Source organism: Streptomyces sp. NPDC031265, from assembly GCF_055570295.1.
In genome coordinates this window covers 190,905-209,188 of the sequence record NZ_JBVIHM010000011.1, presented here as the reverse complement: position 1 = coordinate 209,188, position 18,284 = coordinate 190,905, and the positions used below count along the sequence as shown (strand labels likewise).

The following is an 18,284-nucleotide window of genomic DNA, read 5'->3' as shown; positions in this document are numbered from 1 at the left end:
CCCTCCGCACTTCAGTTTTCCACTGGCCGGAATCATCGATCCGCATAGCAGAATTTAGTTATGGGCTACCTTCGCGTCAATGGTTGCCCGAAACGACCGGGGGCCGCGCGGTGAAGATCACCACGCGGCCCCCGGAGCGGAACGAACGAGCAGGTCAGCCCTTGCGCGTCTGAACCTCTTCGGTCAGCTGCGGCACGACGTCGAACAGGTCGCCGACCACGCCGTAGTCGACCAGGTCGAAGATCGGGGCCTCGGCGTCCTTGTTGATCGCCACGATCGTCTTCGAGGTCTGCATACCGGCGCGGTGCTGGATGGCACCGGAGATGCCGGACGCGATGTACAGCTGCGGCGAGACCGACTTGCCGGTCTGGCCGACCTGGTTGGAGTGCGGGTACCAGCCGGCGTCGACGGCGGCGCGGGAGGCGCCGACGGCGGCACCGAGCGAGTCGGCCAGCGCCTCGATGATCGCGAAGTTCTCGGCGCCGTTGACGCCGCGACCGCCGGAGACCACGATCGCGGCCTCGGTCAGCTCGGGGCGGCCGGTCGACTCGCGCGGGGTGCGGGAGACGACCTTGGTGCCGGTGGCCTGCGCGGAGAAGGTGACCGCCAGCGCCTCGACGGCGCCCGCGGCCGGGGCGGCCTCCACGGCGGCCGAGTTCGGCTTGACCGTGATGACCGGGGTGCCCTTGGAGACGCGGGACTTGGTGGTGTACGAGGCGGCGAACGCCGACTGCGTGGCCACCGGGCCCTTGTCGTCGGCCTCCAGGTCGACGGCGTCGGTGATGATGCCGGAGCCGATGCGGACCGCGAGGCGGGCCGCGATCTCCTTGCCCTCGGCGGAGGACGGGACGAGCACGGCGGCCGGGGACACCGCCTCGTACGCGGCCTGGAGCGCGTCCACCTTCGGCACGACGAGGTAGTCGGCGAACTCCGGGGCGTCGGCGGTCAGCACACGGGTGGCACCGTGCTCGGCGAGGGCCGGCGCGGTGGCCTCGGCGCCGGCACCGAGGGCGACCGCGACCGGCTCGCCGATGCGGCGGGCCAGCGTCAGCAGCTCCAGGGTGGGCTTGCGGACGGCGCCGTCGACGTGGTCGACATAGACGAGAACTTCAGCCATGGGACTCAATCTCCTGCGAAGTACGAAGAATCTGGGGGCGGTTGGGCGCTACGAGCTGTCGACGAGCCTTAGATGAACTTCTGGCTCGCGAGGAACTCGGCCAGCTGCTTGCCGCCCTCGCCCTCGTCCTTGACGATCGTGCCGGCGGTACGGGCCGGACGCTCGGCGGCCGAGTCGACCGCGGTCCAGGCGCCCTCAAGGCCGACCTCGTCGGCGTCGAGGTCCAGGTCGCCCAGGTCCAGCGACTCCACCGGCTTCTTCTTGGCGGCCATGATGCCCTTGAAGGACGGGTAGCGGGCCTCGCCCGACTGGTCCGTCACGGACACGACGGCCGGCAGGGACGCCTCCAGCTGCTCCGACGCGGTGTCGCCGTCGCGGCGGCCCTTGACCACGCCACCGTCGACCGAGACCTCGGAGAGCAGCGTGACCTGCGGAACGTTCAGACGCTCGGCGAGCAGCGCCGGCAGCACGCCCATGGTGCCGTCGGTCGAGGCCATGCCGCAGACGACCAGGTCGTAACCGGTCTTCTCGATGGCCTTGGCGAGCACCAGCGAGGTGCCGACGACATCGGTGCCGTGCAGGTCGTCGTCCTCGACGTGGACGGCCTTGTCGGCGCCCATGGAGAGCGCCTTGCGCAGCGCGTCCTTGGCGTCCTCGGGGCCGACGGTCAGCACGGTGATCTCCGCGTCGTCCGCCTCGTCGGCGATCTGCAGCGCCTGCTCGACCGCGTACTCGTCGAGTTCCGAAAGGAGGCCGTCGACGTCGTCGCGGTCGACGGTCAGGTCATCGGCGAAGTGCCGGTCGCCGGTGGCGTCGGGCACGTACTTCACACAGACAACGATCCTCAAGCTCACGCCGGCTCTCCTACTGCATCGTCATTTCTGGGCTGCCTTGTTGCACGCAGCATAGGCGCCTGATGGGGCGGTTTCCGGTCGGGGCGACCGACGCTCCGAACGAAATATTACTCGTCAGTACACCCACTGTGTTCCCCGTAAGCAAGCGCTTTGAACTGTGACGTTGCCAACGCTGAGTAACCGGTGAGTACGGAGACGATTCAGTCACGCAACGCGTTGAAGCGACCCTGGTGGTAGAGGAGCGGACGGCCCGCGCCGGCGGGCTCGCCGAAGACCGCCTCGCCGACCACGATGCGGTGGTCCCCGGCCGGGATGCGCGCGACCACCCGGCACACCAGCCAGGCGAGGACGCCGTCCAGGACCGGCACACCCTCGGGGCCCGGCTGCCAGCGGGTGCCGCCGCCGAAGCGGTCGGCGCCGCTGCGGGCGAAGGTCGCGGCGAGGTCTTCCTGGTGTTCGCCGAGTATGTGGACGCCTATGTGCTCGGCCTCGGAGACCACGGGCCAGCTGGAGGAGCCGGTGCCGATGCCGAAGGAGAGCAACGGGGGCTCGGCGGCGACGGAGTTGAGGGAGGTGGCGGTGAAGCCGACGGGCCGGCCGCCCCGCTGCGCGGTGATCACCGCCACACCGGCGGCGTGCTGGCGGAAGACCGCGCGGAACAGCTGGGGGGAGGCGGCGCGTGCGGTGCCGAGCTCGGGCGAAGCCGTCATGGAGTTGTCCTTCTGCGGTGGGTGCGAGGGGGCTGTGGACTGCTCAGCAGCCCGGACAGCGCGCACTTGCGTTGCGGGCGAGGTCCACATGGACGCGCCCGAAGAGAAGGATTCTGGTCGGCACATCGTCAGATTGACGATTGCCGGGGGCCTCAGTCAAGTGCCTTCGATGATGTGGGAGATCCATCACGGCCTGCTCCACCCCTCTCGCACCGTCCCTCACACCGCCTCTCCCAGCGCGGCGATCACATCGGCCCGGCGCGGCTGCCCGGCCGCGCGGCGCACGATCCGGCCGGTGCGGTCCAGGACCAGGACGGTCGGCGTGGCCCGGATGTCCAGGGCGCGCACCAGCGCCAGGTTCTCCTCGGCGTCGATCTCCACGTGCGCGACCCCCTCCACCATCGCGGCAACGTCCGCCAGGGTGCGCCGAGTTGCCCGGCAGGGCTGGCAGAACGCGCTGGAGAACTGCACCAGGGTCGCCCGCTCGCCCAGCTCCGCGCCCAACTGGGCTGCTCCCAGCCCCGGCCCCTCCTCGCGCACCGCGCTTCCTCTCCTCGTTCCTGCCGTCCCGCCTGTTCAGCACCGCACGCCGCCCGGAAGATTCCCGCCCGCCCCGACCTGGGCGTACGTGATGAGAATCTCCCCGTCCGAAGGCCCCAGGACTGGCCACCACGGCGCGTATCGGGCACGATCTGCCCAACGCCGAAAACCTACGGCTGCGTAACTTCCACCGGGAGAACCCTCCCCGGGAACAGAAGGGTCAACTCCAGATGGCAGAACTCGTCTATCGGCCGGTCGTCGGCGCCGCCCTCACGGTGTTCAAGGCGCTCGACCTGAAGATCGACACCCAGGGTTCGGAGAACATCCCACGCTCCGGCGGCGCGGTGCTCGTCAGCAACCACGTCAGCTATCTGGACTTCATCTTCACCGGCCTCGCCGCTCTGCCCCAGAAGCGCCTGGTGCGCTTCATGGCCAAGGAGTCGGTCTTCCGGCACAAGATCTCGGGCCCTCTGATGCGCGGCATGAGGCACATCCCGGTGGACCGCAAGCAGGGCGAGGCCGCGTACGCGCACGCCCTGGACTCGCTGCGCTCCGGTGAGATCGTCGGCGTCTTCCCCGAGGCGACCATCTCGCAGTCGTTCACGCTGAAGAGCTTCAAGTCGGGCGCGGCCCGGCTCGCCCAGGAGGCCGGGGTCCCGCTGATCCCGATGGCGCTGTGGGGCACCCAGCGGGTGTGGACCAAGGGCCGTCCGCGCAACTTCAAGCGCAGCCACATCCCTGTCACCATCCGGGTCGGCGAGCCGGTCGAGGCCCCCGCCGACCAGTACGCGGGGGCCATCACCCGGCGGCTGCGCGAGCGGTGCCAGGAGCTTCTGGAAGCCGCCCAGCGCGCCTATCCCGTACGCCCCAAGGACGCCGCGGACACCTGGTGGATCCCGGCCCACCTCGGCGGCACCGCGCCCACGCCCGAAGAGGTGCGCGAGCGCGACACCAGCCGCTGAGTCCGCGAGGCGGCCGCTGAATCGTCACGCCCCGGCGGCGACCGGGGCGTGGACGGTGATCCGCGCGCCGGGGCTCACCTTCTCCAGGAGCTCGGTGAGCTCTGCCGCCGCCTCTTCCAGGCCGCAGTGCGGAGCCATCCCCTCCAGCAGGAAGAGCGCGTTGACGGACTCCTCGGTGAGCCGGGTCCGCACGCCCTGACGCCAGTTCCAGCGACGGCAGGTCACGCCCTCGTCGTCGCACCACACCACCTCGCCCGCGTCCGGGTGCTCGACGGCCGCCTCCCCGCCCGCGACGGTGGGGAACGGCTCGTCGCCGGTGGCCCGCACCAGCCGCATCGACCCCGCGATGTGGTCGGTGTCCTCGCCGCCGACCGGGACGAGATGGGCGACACTGATCGCGTTGTAGACGTCGACGAGCCGGTTGATGCGCGGCAGGCCGCCGTCGGCGAGCGCGCGCCTGGCGAGCGCCTCGGCCGAGTTGCGGGTGCGCGAGGGCTTGGCGCCGAACGCGGTGTACGCGTCCCGCCAGGCCGCCATGTGCGGGTCCTCGTGCGGGGCGAGCGCGCCGAGCCGCTCACGCAGCCGCCGGGCGGCCTCGTCGAGCAGTGCCGAACTCGCCTCGTCGCTGGGGCCGTTGACGAGTCCGCGGGCCTCCACGGCGACATGGGTGAAGCCGGGCGCGAGCGCGTACACCTCGTCGGACACGGTGAGCGTGAGCGTCATGGTCTGGGGTGCCTCACATTTCGGTCGGGAGCGTCCGCCAGAGGTGCGGACGGTCGGGCGCGGCCTTCAGAGCGGCCAGCACCACCGGATGCGGTACATCATAGAGTACCGGATAGTCCACCTCACTGAACTCCGGCCGCACCTTCCAGGCCAGCCGCTCCTCCCCCAGTGAGAACTGGGCGTCGACCCCGGGCTTGTTCCCGCGCACGTCCTGCCGCGCCCACTCCCGCTCACCGGGCAGCTTCAGGGCGACCAGGCCGTGCAGGACGGGGTTCGAGCCGTCGTCGTCGGCGAGCCGCTGATAGCAGAGGGCCGCCGGTATCCCCTCGGCCCGCAGCAGCGCGGCATAGGCGTGGGACTTGGCGTAACAGATGCCGGTGCGCCGCTCCAGGACGTCGGAGGCCCGCCAGGTGACCCGGAGATCGCCCGCGTCCTGGGAGTGCGGGATGGTGTCGCGGACGAATTCGAAGGCGACCTTGGCGTATGAGTATGCGTCGGGTGCGACGGTCGCGAGTTTCGCCGCGAGGTCGCCTACGAGCGGGTGCTCGTGATCGATGACCTCGTCCGATACGAGATACGCCGAGAGTTCAGAGTTCCGCTGGATGAGTCGCATGGCACGCGAGCGTACGAAAGCGGCCGACCGCAAGTCAATGACTTTACGATCGGCCGCATAAATATTCGGCCCAGTCGGCGGGACGCCTAGCGGGACATCTCTTCCTTGAGCGCCGCGAGGAAGCCGTCCACGTCGTCCTCGCTGGTGTCGTACGAGCACATCCAGCGGACGTCGCCGGCCGCCTCGTCCCAGAAGTAGAACCGGTAGCGCTTCTGCAGCCGCTCGCTCACGTCGTGCGGCAGCCGGGCGAAGACCGCGTTCGCCTGGACCGGGTAGAGGATCTCGACCCCGTCGACCGAGCGGACGCCCTCGGCGAGGCGCTGCGCCATCGCGTTGGCGTGGCGCGCGTTGCGCAGCCACAGGTCCTTGGCGAGCAGCGCCTCCAGCTGCACCGAGACGAAACGCATCTTGGAGGCGAGCTGCATCGACATCTTGCGGATGTGCTTCATCCGGCGCACCGCGTCCGGGTTGAGCACGACGACGGCCTCGCCGAAGAGCATGCCGTTCTTGGTGCCGCCGTACGAGATCACGTCGACACCCGCGGCGTTGGTGAACGCACGCATCGGCACGTTCAGGGACGCCGCCGCGTTGGCTATCCGGGCGCCGTCGAGGTGCACCTTCATGCCGTGCTGGTGGGCGTGGTCACAGATCGCGCGGATCTCGTCCGGCGTGTAGACCGTGCCCAGCTCGGTGTTCTGGGCGATCGAGACGACCTGCGGCATCGCGCGGTGCTCGTCCTCCCAGCCCCAGGCCTGCCGGTCGATGAGCTCGGGGGTCAGCTTGCCGTCCGGCGTCGCCACGGTGAGCAGCTTCAGGCCCGCCATGCGCTCCGGCGCGCCGCCCTCGTCCACGTTGATGTGCGCGGACTCGGCGCAGATCACCGAGCCCCAGCGATCGGTCAGCGCCTGGAGGGCGACGACGTTGGCGCCCGTCCCGTTGAAGACCGGGAACGCCTCGGCGTGGGAACCGAAGTGGCTGTGGATGACGCGCTGGAGGTGGTCGGTGTAGTCGTCCTCTCCGTACGCGATCTGGTGCCCGCCGTTGGCGAGCGCGATGGCGGCCAGGACCTCGGGGTGCACGCCCGCGTAGTTGTCGCTGGCGAAGCCGCGCACCTCGGGATCGTGGTGCCGTCGCGCGTCGGTCTTCACGGCTTGGGGGTCAGCCACAGGCGCTGTCCATTCACTTCCACGGCGGGCCGGTCCCAGACTCCGGCGATGGCCTCGGCCAGCTCCTTGACGTCGGTGAAGCCCGCGAACTTCGCATTCGGGCGCTCGGCGCGCATCGCGTCGTGCACCAGTGCCTTGATCACCAGGATGGCAGCAGCGGCGTTCGGCCCGTCCTCGCCCCCCGCCTTGCGGAAGGCGTCGGCGAGCGAGAGGGTCCACGCCTCGGCCGCGGCCTTGCCCGCGTTGTACGCGGCGTTGTTCGCGGTGGGCTTGTGCGCCCCGGACTGGCTCACCAGTACGTAACGGCCGCGATCGCTGCGCAGCAGCCCGTCGTGGAAGGCCAGCGAGGTGTGCTGCACGGTCTTGATGAGCAGCTTCTCCAGCAGCTCCCAGTCGGCGAGGTCGGTCTCCGGGAAGGAGGCGCTGCCGCGCCAGCCGCCCACGAGGTGGACCAGACCGTCGATCCGGCCGAACTCCTTCTCGGTCCTGGCCGCCCACTCGCGGGTGGCGCCCAGATCGAGCAGGTCGACGGTGTCGCCCACGACGGTCGCCCCGCCATGGGCGTAGCGCGCCGCGTCGACGGCCTCGGCCAGCCGTGTCGCGTCCGCGTCGGACGCCACCACGATTGCACCCGCCTCGGCGAGCCTGAGCAGGGCGGCGCGGCCCGCCGGGCCCGCTGCCCCGGCCACCGCGACCACGGCGCCGCTCAGCGGCCCGTTGCCATTCCCGTTGCCGTTCATGATCGTCTCCTCCGCACGAGTGCTCACGCGGCAGCTCGCTCGGCGTTCGCCGCGGTGATCCCCTTGGTGGAGGCAATCACGTCCTTCAGCTTCTTGGCGAGCGCCTCATAGAACATGCTCAGGGGAAACTCGTCCGCGAGCACGTCGTCGACGAGTTTGCGCGGCGGCAGCGAGAGATCCAGGGCGTCCGGGCCCTTGGCCCAGCGGGATCCCGGGTGCGGCGCGAGGTAGGTGGAGACCAGGTCGTACGCGGCGAACCAGTGCACCAGCTTCGGGCGGTCGATGCCGTCCCGGTAGAGCTTCTCGATCTCGGCGCAGAGCTCGTTGGTGACCCGCGGGGCCTGCTCCCAGTCGATGTGCAGCTTGTTGTCGGTCCAGCGCACCACGTCGTGCTTGTGCAGGTACGCGAAGAGCAGCTGGCCGCCGAGGCCGTCGTAGTTGCGGTTGCGGTCGCCGGAGACCGGGAAGCGGAACATCCGGTCGAAGAGCACCGCATACTGCACGTCGCGGCCGTGCTGGTTGCCCTCGGCCTCCAGCTTCACGGCCTCCTTGAAGGCGGTGAGGTCGCAGCGCAGCTCCTCCAGGCCGTACATCCAGAACGGCTGGCGCTGCTTGATCATGAACGGGTCGAACGGCAGGTCGCCGTGGCTGTGGGTGCGGTCGTGGACCATGTCCCAGAGCACGAAGGCCTTCTCGCAGCGCTCCTGGTCGCCCACCATCTCCCGGATGTCCACGGGCAGTTCGAGGCCGAGGATGTCGACGGCCGCCTCGGTGACGCGGCGGAAGCGGGCGGCCTCGCGGTCGCAGAAGATGCCGCCCCAGGTGAACCGCTCCGGCGCCTCGCGCACGGCGATGGTCTCCGGGAAGAGGACGGCCGAGTGGGTGTCGTACCCGGCGGTGAAGTCCTCGAAGGCGATGCCGCAGAAGAGCGGGTTGTCGTAGCGGGTGGCCTCCAGCTCGGCCAGCCAGTCGGGCCACACCATGCGCAGCACGACCGCTTCGAAGTTGCGGTCCGGGTTGCCGTTCTGCGTGTACATGGGGAAGAGGACCAGGCGCTGCAGCCCGTCGGCGCGGTCGGCGGCCGGGTGGAAGGCGAGCAGCGAGTCCAGGAAGTCCGGCACGTCGAAGGCGCTGTCGGCCCACTTGCGCAGGTCGGCGACGAGCGCGCGGTGGTACGCGGCGTCGTGCGGCACCAGCGGCGCGAGCTCCTCGACCGCGGCCACGATCCGCTCGACCACGGCCTCCACGGCGGCGCGGGCCGGTGCGCCCTCGGCGTCGAAGTCGATGGATCCGTCCTTGGACTGCCAGGGCCGGATCTCCTCGACGGAACTCTTGAGCACGGACCAGGCAGGGTGCTCGACCACGGGCCGGTCGGCGATCACGCCTTCGGCAGCCACGTCCTGCACAAGAATTTCCGTCATGTCACTTCCTCCACAGGAGAACCTCGCGTTAAGACACCGTATCCGTGTTCGGTTCCCCCACTCAAGGGGGATCCCAGGAAATTATCCTGCGCTTCGTCACACCGACCGCTGTTCTTCCTGCGGAGATCCGCAGGGGCGCTCGGTTCTGCCACGGCGCAGACGTAGTACTCCCCCGCGTCAAGGGCCCGGGGACTCGCCCACCTCCGGGTGACCCGTCAGGCCCCCGCACGCCCCGCGGCAACCGGGCGGGCGCCTCCACTGCCCCGCGCGAGCCGGGGTCCAACGCGCCTCCCGGCCGTTAGGCTGCGGCACTGCCGCGTGCGCACGGGACTGCCCGCGCGGAAACCGCCGTCGACGGAAGCGAGGCCTGTCTTGACGTTCCTCACCATCGGTCATCGCGGGGTCATGGGTGTCGAGCCGGAGAACACCCTGCGTTCCTTCGTCCGCGCCGAACGCTCGGGCATGGACGTCATCGAACTGGATCTGCACCTCAGCAAGGACGGCGCGCTCGTCGTGCTGCACGACGCGGAGGTGGACCGCACCACGGACGGAAAGGGCCCGGTGGCCGACAAGACGGTCGCCGAGCTGCGGGAGCTCGACGCGGGTCAGGGCGAGCGCATCCCCCTGTTCGACGAGGTCCTGGACGCGGTCGGCTCACCGCTCCAGGCCGAGATCAAGGACGTCAGGGCCGCCGACGAGCTCGCGCGCGTCATCCACGCGCGCGATGTCGTCGGCCGCGTGACCGTCTCCTCGTTCCACGAAGAGGCGCTCGCACGGATGTCCTCGCTGGTGCCGGGGGTGCGGACGGTCCTGGTCGCGAGCCGCTGGGACAGCGATGTCGCGGAGCGGGCCACGGCGGTGGGCGCGCACGCCCTCTCGCTCGACATCCGCCGCCTCACACTGGAGGACGTGGAACGGGCACACGCCGCGTCCGTACAGGTCATCGGGTGGGTGGTGAACACCCAGGACCATCTGCGGCTGGTGCGCGCGCTGGGCCTGGACGGCGCGACGACCGACTACCCGGAAATCCGCCGCACCGGCCGGTTCACAGCCTGAAACGCCCGCGGTACCGCTAGACCAGTTCCTTCACCAGGAGCTCGAAGGCGAGGTCCTGGCGCTGCGGGATGCCGAAGCGCTCGTCGCCGTACGGGAAGGGCGTCATCCTTCCCGTACGGCGGTAGCCGCGCCGCTCGTACCAGGCGATCAGCTCGTCCCGCACCGAGATCACCGTCATGTGCATCTCGGTGACCCCCCAGCCCTCGCGCGCGGAGCGCTCGGCCTCAGCGATGATCTCCTTGCCGAGGCCGCCGCCCTGGAGGCCGGGGCGGACCGCGAACATCCCGAAGTAGGCGGCGTGGCCGCGGTGTTCGAGCTGGCAGCAGGCGACGATGGCGCCGTCCCGCTCCACCGTGAGCAGCCGGCTGCCGGGCGTGGTGATCACCTTGCGCACCCCCTCCGGGTCGGTGCGCTGCCCTTCGAGGATGTCCGCCTCGGTGGTCCAGCCGGTCCGGCTGGAGTCCCCGCGGTAGGCCGACTCGATGAGCGGGACCAACTCCTCGACGTCGGCCTCGGTGGCGTCCCGGTAGCTCAGCTCTCCGGCGCGGGTGGTGTCCATGCGAACGTTCTCCCAACTGCATCATGACGTGGCGGGCGCACCCCGAGCGTAACCCCGCCCCTAAGCTGCTTCGGCATGGTGCATGTGCTGAGCAGCAGAACCCTTCTGCGCCCCACCGACCCCGACCGCTCCCGCGCCTTCTACGGCGGGCAGTTGGGGCTCGCGGTCTACCGCGAGTTCGGCACGGGGCCGGAACGCGGCACGGTCTACTTCCTCGGCGGCGGCTTCCTGGAGGTGTCCGGCCGCGCCGATGCGCCCCCCGCGCCCGGGCTGCGGCTGTGGCTCCAGGTGGCGGACGCGGCCCAGGCGTACGAGGAGCTGACCGGGCGCGGGGTGGAGATCCTGCGGCCTCCGGTGCGCGAGCCGTGGGGGCTGATCGAGATGTGGCTCCAGGACCCGGACGGGGTACGGATCGCGGTGGTCGAGGTGCCCGCCGACCATCCGCTGCGTTTCCGCCCCTGACCTCGGCCACCCCGCTGCGACGAGGCCGGTGGCCCGGCGGCACCCGAGCTCCCCGCGCGCCCCCCTGTGTGTCCTTGCGCCCGCGTGCGACACGGCCCGTACGGGAATCGACCCCTCGGCAGGGCGACATGTCGAGCGGGGAGGTGTGCCATGCACGGAACCGCGCTGTCCGGCTGGCTGCTCGTGGCGGTGTGCGCGGCCACCGGCGCGTACTGCGTACTGCGGCTGCGCAGCGACTGCGCACGCGCGCGCAGTTCGGCCGGGGGCGAGGCGGTGATGGGCTTCGGCATGGCCGCGATGGCCGTCCCGGCGGCGTTCGCGTCCCCGCCGTCCTGGATCTTCGCCGCGTACGCGGGGGTCTTCGGGGCCGCGGCCCTGCGGGCGGGCTGGCTCGCCCGCGCACGCGGCCACAGCCACAGCCACAGCCACAGCCACCATCTGCACCACATCATCGGCTCGCTCGCCATGGTCTACATGGCGCTGGCGATGAGCACCCCGGACGACCACGCGGCACACGGGGGCCACACGGCTCCCGCGGGCGGGATCCCGCTCGTCACCGGCGCGCTGCTCGTCTACTACGTGGGCTATGTGCTCACGACGGGCGCGCGGCTGCTGCCCGCGGCGGGACCGGCCCGCGACGGCGGTGCGCCCGGCTGGGGCGCGCGGCCCGAACTGATGCTGGCGTGCCGGTTGTCGATGGGCATGGCCATGCTGGCGATGCTGCTCGCCCTCTGACGTGCGCCGGGGGTTCGTCCGGGGCCCGTCCGCGGCTCTCCTGACGTCCGCCCGGCGACGCCCGCCGGTGATCGTGATCAAAACGTGGCGTGCGTCACTTGGTGTGCGAGGTCGTACCTATGGGGACGGCCCCGCTCATAGGCTGAGGCCATGATGGTCTGCCTCGCGTTGCTGGCGCTCGGCGTCGTGGCCGCCGTGGTGGCCCCGCGGCTGTTCGCGCGCGCCCACTGGGCCGAGCGCGAGCCGGTGGTGGCGCTGTGGGTCTGGCAGTGCGTGGTGGCCGCGGTGCTGCTGTGCTTCGCGCTCGCGATGGTCTTCAGCGCGGCGGCGGCCTGGCAGACGGTACGGGGGCAGGTGTTCGCGACCGCCCCGCGCGCGGTGGTCGACGCGTACGCGCTGGGGCCGTACGGCCCCTGGTCGGCGGCGCTCGCGGTCCTGCTCTTCTGCGGCGGCGCCTGGACGGCCGCGATGCTCACCCGGGAGATCCGCGCTGCGCGGGCGGGGCGCCGGGCACGCCGTTCGGAACTGCTGGTGCGCGCGCCGCTGCTGCCCGGCGAGGAGCCCGGCGGGGCGCCGCTGGTGGTCCTGGAGGCCCAGCGCCCGGACGCCTGGTGGCTGCCGGGACCGAGCCCCCAACTGGTCATCACCACCGCGGCACTTCGGCGCCTGAAAGGCCGTCAGCTCGATGCCGTGCTCGCCCATGAGCAGGGCCACGCGCGCGCCCGCCACCACTGGCTGCTGAACTGCTCGGCCGCGCTGGCCAACGGATTCCCGAAGATCCCCGTGTTCGCGGCCTTCCGCGACGAGATGCACCGGCTGGTGGAGCTGGCCGCGGACGACGTCGCCTCGCGGCGGTACGGGCGGCTGACGATCGCGCTCGCCCTGGTCGAACTCAACGAGGACCGGGGTCTGTTCGGCCCCTGCCCGGCCCCGCACGGCGAGGTCCCGCAGCGGGTGAAGCGGCTGCTCGCCGCCTCGCCCCGGCTCACCGCGGGCCACCGGCTCCGGCTGACCGCGGCGGCCGCCCTGGTCCCGGTCGTGCCCCTGCTGGTGGCCTTCGTCCCGGGCCTGCGCGCCCTGGGCTAGCCCCCGCGCTCACGAGATCGACCCGTCGGCACTCAGCGAGGATCGAGCCCATGCCCATCGCAGCCCCGGCGACGCGCGCCCCCGCCCTCGCCACCGGTCCGGCCCGCGCGGGCGCGGCCCTGGCGACCCTATCCGGCCTCCTGCTGGCCCTTGTGGCGGCCGGGTGGGGGCCGCTGATGTCCCTGGACCGCGCGGTCGCCGACGGGCTCCACAGGAGGGCCGTGGCGGAGCCGGGGCTCACCCACGTCAACCGGGTGCTCACCGACTGGGTCTGGGACACCTGGACGATGCGCGCCCTGCTGGCCGTGGTGGTCGTCGCCCTCTTCGTACGCGGCGGACGGCGCCCGGCGATGTGGGCGGCGGCGACGAGCGCGCTGGGCACGTTCGTCCAGCAGAGCCTGAAGGCGGCGCTCGGGCGGGAACGGCCCAGCTGGCCGGATCCGGTCGATTCCGCGTCGTACGCGGCCTTCCCGTCGGGCCACGCGCTCACCGTGACGGTGACATTCGGCCTCCTGCTGTGGCTGGCCGTCGCCCGTGGCGCCCGGCCCGCGGTGCGGCGGGCGGTGGCCGCGGCCGGCGCCGTCTCGGTGCTCGGAGTGGGCTTCACCCGCGTCTATCTCGGCGTCCACTGGCTCTCGGACGTGATCGGCGGCTGGCTGATCGGCGCGGCTCTGGTGGCCCTGTCGGCGGCGGCGTACGGGAAATGGGGCGCGAACCGGCCGCATCCGGCCGACGGGGCTTGAACCGGCCGGGGCACTCGGGGAAGGATCGCGGCCATGGCGATCAAGGGTGTGCTGTTCGACTTCTCCGGGACGCTGTTCCGCGTCGAGTCCACGCGGGACTGGCTCCACGCCGTCCTCGACGAGAGAGGCATCACTCTCCCGGAGGAACAACTCACCCGGTACGCCGATGAGTTGACCGAGGCGGGGGCGCTGCCCGGCGGCGCGGACCCGTCGCACGTGCCGCCGCATCTGACGGAGCTGTGGACGACCCGCGACCGCAGCGCCGAGCTCCACCGGGCCGCGTACACCGGGCTCGCGAAACGGGTGACACTGCCAGATCCGCAGTTGTACACCGCGCTCTACGAACGGCACATGACACCTGCCGCCTGGCGCCCCTATCCCGACGCGCGGGCGGTCCTGACCGGGCTGCGCGAGCGGGGCGCGCGCGTGGCGGTGGTGAGCAACATCGGCTGGGACCTGCGGCCGGTCTTCCGCGCCCATGACCTGGACGGCCTGGTGGACGCGTACGTCCTGTCGTACGAGCACGGGGTGCAGAAGCCGGACGCGCGGCTGTTCCGGGCGGCGTGCGAGGCGATCGGGCGGGAGCCGGGCGAGGTGCTGATGGTGGGCGACGACCGCCGGGCGGACGGCGGCGCCGCGGCACTGGGCTGCGCCGTCCACTTCGTGGACCACCTGCCGGTCGAAGAGCGGCCGACCGGGCTCAGCCCCGTCCTGGAAGTCGTCGACCGGGGCGAAGAGCAGGCCGCATACGGGCCGCCCCTCCTGGGTGATCCCCCGCGTCACCCAGAAAGGGCAGCAAATCCGCAGGCCAGAACCCCCGGGAGGGGTTCCCGCATACGGTGACCTGAGTATATTGGCTCAGAGCCAGTCAACGCAGGAGTTACAGCATGTCCCCGCGCAGCGCATCGGTCAATGAAGAGTTGCGCCGACGTTCCCGCGAACGGCTGCTCCAGGCGACAGTCGAGCTGGTGGCGGAGCGCGGCTACGAGGCGACCACCCTCGGCGACATCGCCGACCGGGCCGGTTCGGCACGCGGTCTCGTCTCGTACTACTTCCCCGGCAAACGCCAGCTGCTCCAGTCGGCCGTCCACCGGGTCATGCACCTGACCCTGGAGGCGGGCCTGGAGCAGGAGCCGCGGACCGACGACGGCCGGGAGCGGCTCGCCCGTGCCATCGACGCCGTACTGAGCCTCACCAAGGTCCACCCCGTGCTGATGCGCGCCCATATGGCCGGGATCCTCCAGGCCGAGGGGTTCGTGCAGTGCCCCGAGCAGCAGCGCCTGTCCTGGCTGCTGCGGGACACCGTGGAGCGGTTCGGCTCGACGGACGTGGACGCCGACTACCCGCTGCTGCGCGCGCTCCTGATGGGCGCGGTCTTCGCGGCGCTGCTGCCCGGCGCGCCCATGGAGGTGCCCCGGCTGCGGGCCGAGCTGTTCCAGCGGTTCGGGCTCGACTGGGAGCTCGGCGATCCGCCGCCGCAGGGGAAACCCCTCGCCGTCCCCTGACGCCGCGCGCACCCCGGTGCGATGCTGGAGTCCCTGGTGGGATCCTCCTGCGGGAAGGGAGCACCCTTCGTGCTGCGCATAGCCGTCGTCGGTTCCGGGCCGAGCGGGGTCTACACCGCCCAGTCCCTGGTCACCCAGAGCACGGTACCGGGGCTGCGGGTCGACGTCCTGGACCGGCTGCCCTGCCCGTACGGACTGGTGCGCTACGGGGTGGCGCCCGACCACGAGAAGATCAAGTCGCTCCAGAACAACCTGCGGACCGTCCTGGAGGACGAGCGGATCAACTTCCTCGGGCACGTCGAGATCGGCCCCGGGGGCGTCTCGCCGGAGCGCCTGCTGCGGCTCTACCACGCGGTGGTGTACTGCGTGGGCGCGTCCACCGACCGTCGGCTCGGCATTCCCGGCGAGGACCTGCCGGGCAGCTGCTCGGCCACCGACTTCGTCTCCTGGTACAGCGCCCACCCCGACGCCGGAGCGAACGGCTTCTCCCTCGAATGGCTCACCGCGCGCTCGGCCGTCGTCGTCGGCGCGGGCAACGTGGCGGTCGACGTGGCCCGCATCCTGTCGCGCGGCGCCGACGAGCTGCGCCCCACCGACGTGCCGCACGCGGCGCTGGGCGCGCTGGCGGCGAGCCGGGTGCGCGAGGTGCACATGGTCGCCCGGCGCGGCCCCTCGCAGGCGAAGTTCACCACGAAGGAGCTGCGCGAGCTGGGCTCGCTGCCGGGCGCCGAGGCCGGGGTGGACGCCGCCGAACTGGCTCTGGATCCGGCCTGCTCGGACCCCTCCGCGCTGCCCGCCGCCGTCCGCCGCAACGTCGAGGTGCTGCGCGGCTGGGCGGCGGCGGACCGCGAGCCGCGCGGCGTGGAGCGCACACTGCGGCTGCGGTTCTTCCTGCGCCCGGTGGAGATCCTGGAGCGGGACGGGCGGGTGGGCGGGGTCCGGTTCGAGCACACGGCCCCGGACGGGGCCGGGGGCGTGCGCGGCACCGGCACGTACGAGGAGATCGAGGCGCAGCTGGTGCTGCGGGCGGTCGGCTATCTGGGCGTGCCGCTGGCGGGCCTGCCGTTCGACCCGGCGACGGGGACGGTCCCGCACTCGGCCGGACGCGTCCTGCGCGACGGCGTGCCGTCGCCCGGCGAGTACGTGGCGGGCTGGATCAAGCGCGGCCCGACCGGCGTCATCGGCACCAACCGCCCGTGCGCCAAGGAGACGGTGACCTCGCTCCTGGAGGACACGGAAGCCCTCTCGCGGCGGCCCGTCGAGGGCGAACCCGTGGACGCCATGCGGGAGTCGGGGCTGCGGCCGGTCCAGTGGCGGGGCTGGCTGGACATCGAACGGGCGGAGGCTGAGCTCGGGCGCTCGCTGGGCCGGGGGCCGGTGAAGATCGCCGACTGGGACGGGCTGCTGGCGGCGGCGCTGGGGGCGGGCGAGGAGTGAGGCGGCCGAGCGGGGGCTCAGCGGCGGTGAGCACGGGCGAGGGCTGAACGGGGCTGGGGGCGCGCGACGGCCGAGCGGGTGCCAGGGTGGCGAGGACGCCGCCCTTCTCCGCCGCGACCAGCTTGAGCAGTGCTTCCTCGTGTGCTGGGCACGGTGACGGGTGAGCGGGGCTGGACAGGCTCGGCGGCTGAGCGGCGCTGGGCCGCCGAGTCCGGGCCCGGCCGCGAGTCCGGACTCAGCCACCGAGTCGGCGCTCAGCCGCCGAGCCGCTCCCCTTGGAGCGCCACCGCCTCCAGGATCCGGTCGAACAGCCCGGGGAAGAGCTCCTCCAGGTCGGTCCGGCGCAGCCCGTTCATCTTGGCGGTGCCCCGGTAGGTCTGCTGGATGACACCGCTCTCGCGCAGCACGCGGAAGTGGTGCGTGGTCGTGGACTTGGTGACGGGCAGGTCGAAGTACGAGCAGGAGAGCGCGCCGTCGGCAGCCGCCAGCTCACGGACCACCCGCAGCCGGATCGGGTCGGAGAGCGCGTGCAGCACCGCCTCCAGACGGATCTCGCCGCGCGCCGGATGGTCGAGTTCGCGCTTGCTCGTTGCTGTGGACACGCACTCATTGTACGAGACCCATCGTAGTTTGACATCTCCCGTACTACGATGCGTATCGTACGAAGCGAGCCCGGCGCCGCCCAGTGGTGCCTCGGCCGTCCTGGATGGAGTCTGCCGTGTCTGCTGCGAGTGCCCTGTTCGAGCCCTACACCCTGCGGTCGCTGGCCATTCCGAACCGGGCCTGGATGGCGCCCATGTGCCAGTACAGCGCCGAGGTGTCCGGCCCGAACGCGGGCGTGGCGAACGACTGGCACTTCGCCCACTACGCGGCTCGCGCGGCCGGCGGCACGGGCCTGATCCTCGTCGAGGCCACCGCGGTGGCCCCCGAGGGCCGGATCTCCCCTGCCGACCTCGGCATCTGGAACGACACCCAGGTCGAGGCGTTCCGCCGGATCACCGCGTTCCTGGAGGCGCAGGGCACGGTGCCCGGAATCCAAATAGCTCATGCCGGCCGCAAGGCGTCGACGGACCGACCCTGGCTCGGCGGCGCACCGATCGCCGCCGGTGACGAGCAGGGCTGGCAGCCGGTGGGGCCGAGCCCGGTGCCGTTCAGCGAGCGGCACACCGTACCGGCCGAGCTGGCGGTTGATCAGATCAAGGAGATCGTCGGCCAGTTCGCCGACGCGGCCCGGCGCGCGCGGGACGCCGGGTTCAAGGTCGTCGAGATCCACGGCGCCCACGGCTATCTGATCGGCGAGTTCCTCTCCCCGCACTCCAACAAGCGCACCGACGCGTACGGCGGCTCGTACGAGAACCGCACCCGCTTCGCGCTCGAAGTCGTCGACGCGGTGCGGGCGGTGTGGCCCGAGGAGCTGCCGCTGTTCTTCCGGATCTCGGCCACGGACTGGCTGGAGGAGGGCGGCTGGAACGGCAACGACACCGTCCGCCTCGCCGCGCTGCTCAAGGAGCACGGCGTGGACCTCCTGGACGTGTCCACCGGCGGCAACGCGACCGGGGTGCGCATTCCGGTCGCACCCGGCTACCAGGCGCCGTTCGCGGCCCGGGTACGCAACGAGACCACGCTGCCCGTCGCCACCGTCGGCCTGATCACCGAGCCGGCCCAGGCCGAGAAGATCCTGGCCAACGGCGAGGCGGACGCGATCCTGCTCGGCCGGGAGCTGTTGCGCAACCCGTCCTGGGCCCTTCAGGCTGCACATGAGCTGGGCGGAGAGGTCCAGGTGCCGGACCAGTACGGCTGGGCGATCTGAACCCGGCCCCGGCCGCTCTCAGAAGATCTCGAAGGGCCCGCTCAC

The 18,284-nt window shown here is 71.7% G+C and carries 20 protein-coding genes and 1 pseudogene; 10 read left to right on the top strand and 11 right to left on the bottom strand.

Annotated elements, in window-relative coordinates; all coding sequences use genetic code 11:
* Positions 1 to 154 precede the first annotated feature (154 nt).
* From ACZ499_RS19340 to ACZ499_RS19325, 4 genes are all read right to left on the bottom strand, one after another.
* Positions 155 to 1,117 (bottom strand): electron transfer flavoprotein subunit alpha/FixB family protein, encoded by a 963-nt coding sequence (locus tag ACZ499_RS19340; protein WP_468676421.1) that lies wholly within the window; start codon positions 1,115 to 1,117, stop codon positions 155 to 157.
* A gap of 68 nt (positions 1,118 to 1,185) precedes the next feature.
* On the bottom strand, positions 1,186 to 1,971 hold the full coding sequence (locus ACZ499_RS19335) for an electron transfer flavoprotein subunit beta/FixA family protein (protein ID WP_067154787.1): 786 nt from the start codon (positions 1,969 to 1,971) through the stop codon (positions 1,186 to 1,188).
* Between the two features lie 200 nt (positions 1,972 to 2,171).
* A complete protein-coding gene (locus ACZ499_RS19330; protein WP_468676420.1) occupies positions 2,172 to 2,681 on the bottom strand; it encodes a flavin reductase family protein in 510 nt (169 codons plus the stop codon).
* Positions 2,682 to 2,900: 219 nt separating this feature from the next.
* Positions 2,901 to 3,221, bottom strand: a complete 321-nt coding sequence (locus ACZ499_RS19325) for a TlpA family protein disulfide reductase (RefSeq protein WP_468676418.1) — start codon at positions 3,219 to 3,221, stop codon at positions 2,901 to 2,903.
* Positions 3,222 to 3,451: 230 nt separating this feature from the next.
* On the opposite strand from ACZ499_RS19325, the gene ACZ499_RS19320 reads away from it, so the two are divergent.
* The gene (locus ACZ499_RS19320; protein WP_468676417.1) at positions 3,452 to 4,183 is read left to right on the top strand and encodes a lysophospholipid acyltransferase family protein; all 732 of its coding nucleotides are present in this window, start codon (positions 3,452 to 3,454) and stop codon (positions 4,181 to 4,183) included.
* Positions 4,184 to 4,207: 24 nt separating this feature from the next.
* Here the strand turns inward: ACZ499_RS19320 and ACZ499_RS19315 are convergent, their stop codons facing one another.
* From ACZ499_RS19315 to ACZ499_RS19295, 5 genes are all read right to left on the bottom strand, one after another.
* Complete coding sequence (locus ACZ499_RS19315) at positions 4,208 to 4,906, bottom strand: B3/B4 domain-containing protein (RefSeq protein ID WP_468676416.1); 699 nt, start codon at positions 4,904 to 4,906, stop codon at positions 4,208 to 4,210.
* A 13-nt stretch (positions 4,907 to 4,919) separates the two neighbouring features.
* A complete protein-coding gene (locus ACZ499_RS19310; RefSeq protein WP_468676414.1) occupies positions 4,920 to 5,519 on the bottom strand; it encodes a transglutaminase-like domain-containing protein in 600 nt (199 codons plus the stop codon).
* 86 nt (positions 5,520 to 5,605) lie between these two features.
* Positions 5,606 to 6,667 carry a threonine aldolase family protein gene (locus ACZ499_RS19305; RefSeq protein ID WP_468676475.1) on the bottom strand — a complete coding sequence of 354 codons (1,062 nt, stop codon included), beginning with the start codon at positions 6,665 to 6,667 and terminating at the stop codon, positions 5,606 to 5,608.
* Complete coding sequence (locus ACZ499_RS19300; protein ID WP_468676412.1) at positions 6,664 to 7,425, bottom strand: SDR family NAD(P)-dependent oxidoreductase; 762 nt, start codon at positions 7,423 to 7,425, stop codon at positions 6,664 to 6,666. The genes ACZ499_RS19305 and ACZ499_RS19300 overlap by 4 nt, the downstream gene beginning before the upstream one ends.
* Before the next feature lie 23 nt (positions 7,426 to 7,448).
* Positions 7,449 to 8,846, bottom strand: coding sequence for a DUF6421 family protein (locus ACZ499_RS19295; RefSeq protein WP_468676410.1), 1,398 nt, complete (start codon positions 8,844 to 8,846; stop codon positions 7,449 to 7,451).
* 372 nt (positions 8,847 to 9,218) lie between these two features.
* Between ACZ499_RS19295 and ACZ499_RS19290 the strand changes: the two genes are divergently transcribed.
* Complete coding sequence (locus tag ACZ499_RS19290; RefSeq protein ID WP_468676407.1) at positions 9,219 to 9,902, top strand: glycerophosphodiester phosphodiesterase; 684 nt, start codon at positions 9,219 to 9,221, stop codon at positions 9,900 to 9,902.
* Between the two features lie 16 nt (positions 9,903 to 9,918).
* On the opposite strand, the gene ACZ499_RS19285 is transcribed toward ACZ499_RS19290, so the two are convergent.
* A complete protein-coding gene (locus tag ACZ499_RS19285; protein ID WP_385535351.1) occupies positions 9,919 to 10,461 on the bottom strand; it encodes a GNAT family N-acetyltransferase in 543 nt (180 codons plus the stop codon).
* 75 nt (positions 10,462 to 10,536) lie between these two features.
* Here ACZ499_RS19285 and ACZ499_RS19280 point away from each other — a divergent pair, with 75 nt between their 5' ends.
* The 7 genes and pseudogenes from ACZ499_RS19280 to ACZ499_RS19250 all read left to right on the top strand — a co-directional run bounded on the left by ACZ499_RS19280 (position 10,537) and on the right by ACZ499_RS19250 (position 16,429).
* Positions 10,537 to 10,923 carry a VOC family protein gene (locus ACZ499_RS19280; RefSeq protein WP_385535348.1) on the top strand — a complete coding sequence of 129 codons (387 nt, stop codon included), beginning with the start codon at positions 10,537 to 10,539 and terminating at the stop codon, positions 10,921 to 10,923.
* A gap of 150 nt (positions 10,924 to 11,073) precedes the next feature.
* Complete coding sequence (locus tag ACZ499_RS19275) at positions 11,074 to 11,658, top strand: DUF5134 domain-containing protein (RefSeq protein ID WP_468676404.1); 585 nt, start codon at positions 11,074 to 11,076, stop codon at positions 11,656 to 11,658.
* Positions 11,659 to 11,808: 150 nt separating this feature from the next.
* Positions 11,809 to 12,744: a M56 family metallopeptidase gene (locus tag ACZ499_RS19270; RefSeq protein WP_385535344.1), complete on the top strand. Its 936-nt coding sequence runs from the start codon at positions 11,809 to 11,811 to the stop codon at positions 12,742 to 12,744.
* A gap of 50 nt (positions 12,745 to 12,794) precedes the next feature.
* Positions 12,795 to 13,487: a phosphatase PAP2 family protein gene (locus ACZ499_RS19265; RefSeq protein ID WP_468676403.1), complete on the top strand. Its 693-nt coding sequence runs from the start codon at positions 12,795 to 12,797 to the stop codon at positions 13,485 to 13,487.
* Between the two features lie 33 nt (positions 13,488 to 13,520).
* Positions 13,521 to 14,210 (top strand): annotated as a pseudogene (locus ACZ499_RS19260) (HAD family hydrolase); the annotation flags it as partial.
* 164 nt (positions 14,211 to 14,374) lie between these two features.
* Positions 14,375 to 14,992: a TetR/AcrR family transcriptional regulator gene (locus ACZ499_RS19255; protein WP_468676400.1), complete on the top strand. Its 618-nt coding sequence runs from the start codon at positions 14,375 to 14,377 to the stop codon at positions 14,990 to 14,992.
* A 69-nt stretch (positions 14,993 to 15,061) separates the two neighbouring features.
* Positions 15,062 to 16,429: an FAD-dependent oxidoreductase gene (locus ACZ499_RS19250; protein WP_468676398.1), complete on the top strand. Its 1,368-nt coding sequence runs from the start codon at positions 15,062 to 15,064 to the stop codon at positions 16,427 to 16,429.
* A gap of 254 nt (positions 16,430 to 16,683) precedes the next feature.
* Here ACZ499_RS19250 and ACZ499_RS19245 read toward each other — a convergent pair whose 3' ends face one another.
* Positions 16,684 to 17,031 carry an ArsR/SmtB family transcription factor gene (locus ACZ499_RS19245; protein ID WP_468409371.1) on the bottom strand — a complete coding sequence of 116 codons (348 nt, stop codon included), beginning with the start codon at positions 17,029 to 17,031 and terminating at the stop codon, positions 16,684 to 16,686.
* A 116-nt stretch (positions 17,032 to 17,147) separates the two neighbouring features.
* Here ACZ499_RS19245 and ACZ499_RS19240 point away from each other — a divergent pair, with 116 nt between their 5' ends.
* Positions 17,148 to 18,239, top strand: a complete 1,092-nt coding sequence (locus tag ACZ499_RS19240) for an NADH:flavin oxidoreductase/NADH oxidase (protein ID WP_468676396.1) — start codon at positions 17,148 to 17,150, stop codon at positions 18,237 to 18,239.
* The last annotated feature ends 45 nt before the right edge of the window (positions 18,240 to 18,284 follow it).

Coding starts and splice junctions, on each gene's coding strand:
- ACZ499_RS19340 (WP_468676421.1), bottom strand. CDS start 1,117: ATGGCTGAAGTTCTCGTCTATGTCGACCACGTCGACGGCGCCGTCCGC.
- ACZ499_RS19330 (WP_468676420.1), bottom strand. CDS start 2,681: ATGACGGCTTCGCCCGAGCTCGGCACCGCACGCGCCGCCTCCCCCCAG.
- ACZ499_RS19320 (WP_468676417.1), top strand. CDS start 3,452: ATGGCAGAACTCGTCTATCGGCCGGTCGTCGGCGCCGCCCTCACGGTG.
- ACZ499_RS19315 (WP_468676416.1), bottom strand. CDS start 4,906: ATGACGCTCACGCTCACCGTGTCCGACGAGGTGTACGCGCTCGCGCCC.
- ACZ499_RS19310 (WP_468676414.1), bottom strand. CDS start 5,519: ATGCGACTCATCCAGCGGAACTCTGAACTCTCGGCGTATCTCGTATCG.
- ACZ499_RS19300 (WP_468676412.1), bottom strand. CDS start 7,425: ATGAACGGCAACGGGAATGGCAACGGGCCGCTGAGCGGCGCCGTGGTC.
- ACZ499_RS19295 (WP_468676410.1), bottom strand. CDS start 8,846: ATGACGGAAATTCTTGTGCAGGACGTGGCTGCCGAAGGCGTGATCGCC.
- ACZ499_RS19285 (WP_385535351.1), bottom strand. CDS start 10,461: ATGGACACCACCCGCGCCGGAGAGCTGAGCTACCGGGACGCCACCGAG.
- ACZ499_RS19280 (WP_385535348.1), top strand. CDS start 10,537: ATGGTGCATGTGCTGAGCAGCAGAACCCTTCTGCGCCCCACCGACCCC.
- ACZ499_RS19275 (WP_468676404.1), top strand. CDS start 11,074: ATGCACGGAACCGCGCTGTCCGGCTGGCTGCTCGTGGCGGTGTGCGCG.
- ACZ499_RS19270 (WP_385535344.1), top strand. CDS start 11,809: ATGATGGTCTGCCTCGCGTTGCTGGCGCTCGGCGTCGTGGCCGCCGTG.
- ACZ499_RS19265 (WP_468676403.1), top strand. CDS start 12,795: ATGCCCATCGCAGCCCCGGCGACGCGCGCCCCCGCCCTCGCCACCGGT.
- ACZ499_RS19255 (WP_468676400.1), top strand. CDS start 14,375: ATGTCCCCGCGCAGCGCATCGGTCAATGAAGAGTTGCGCCGACGTTCC.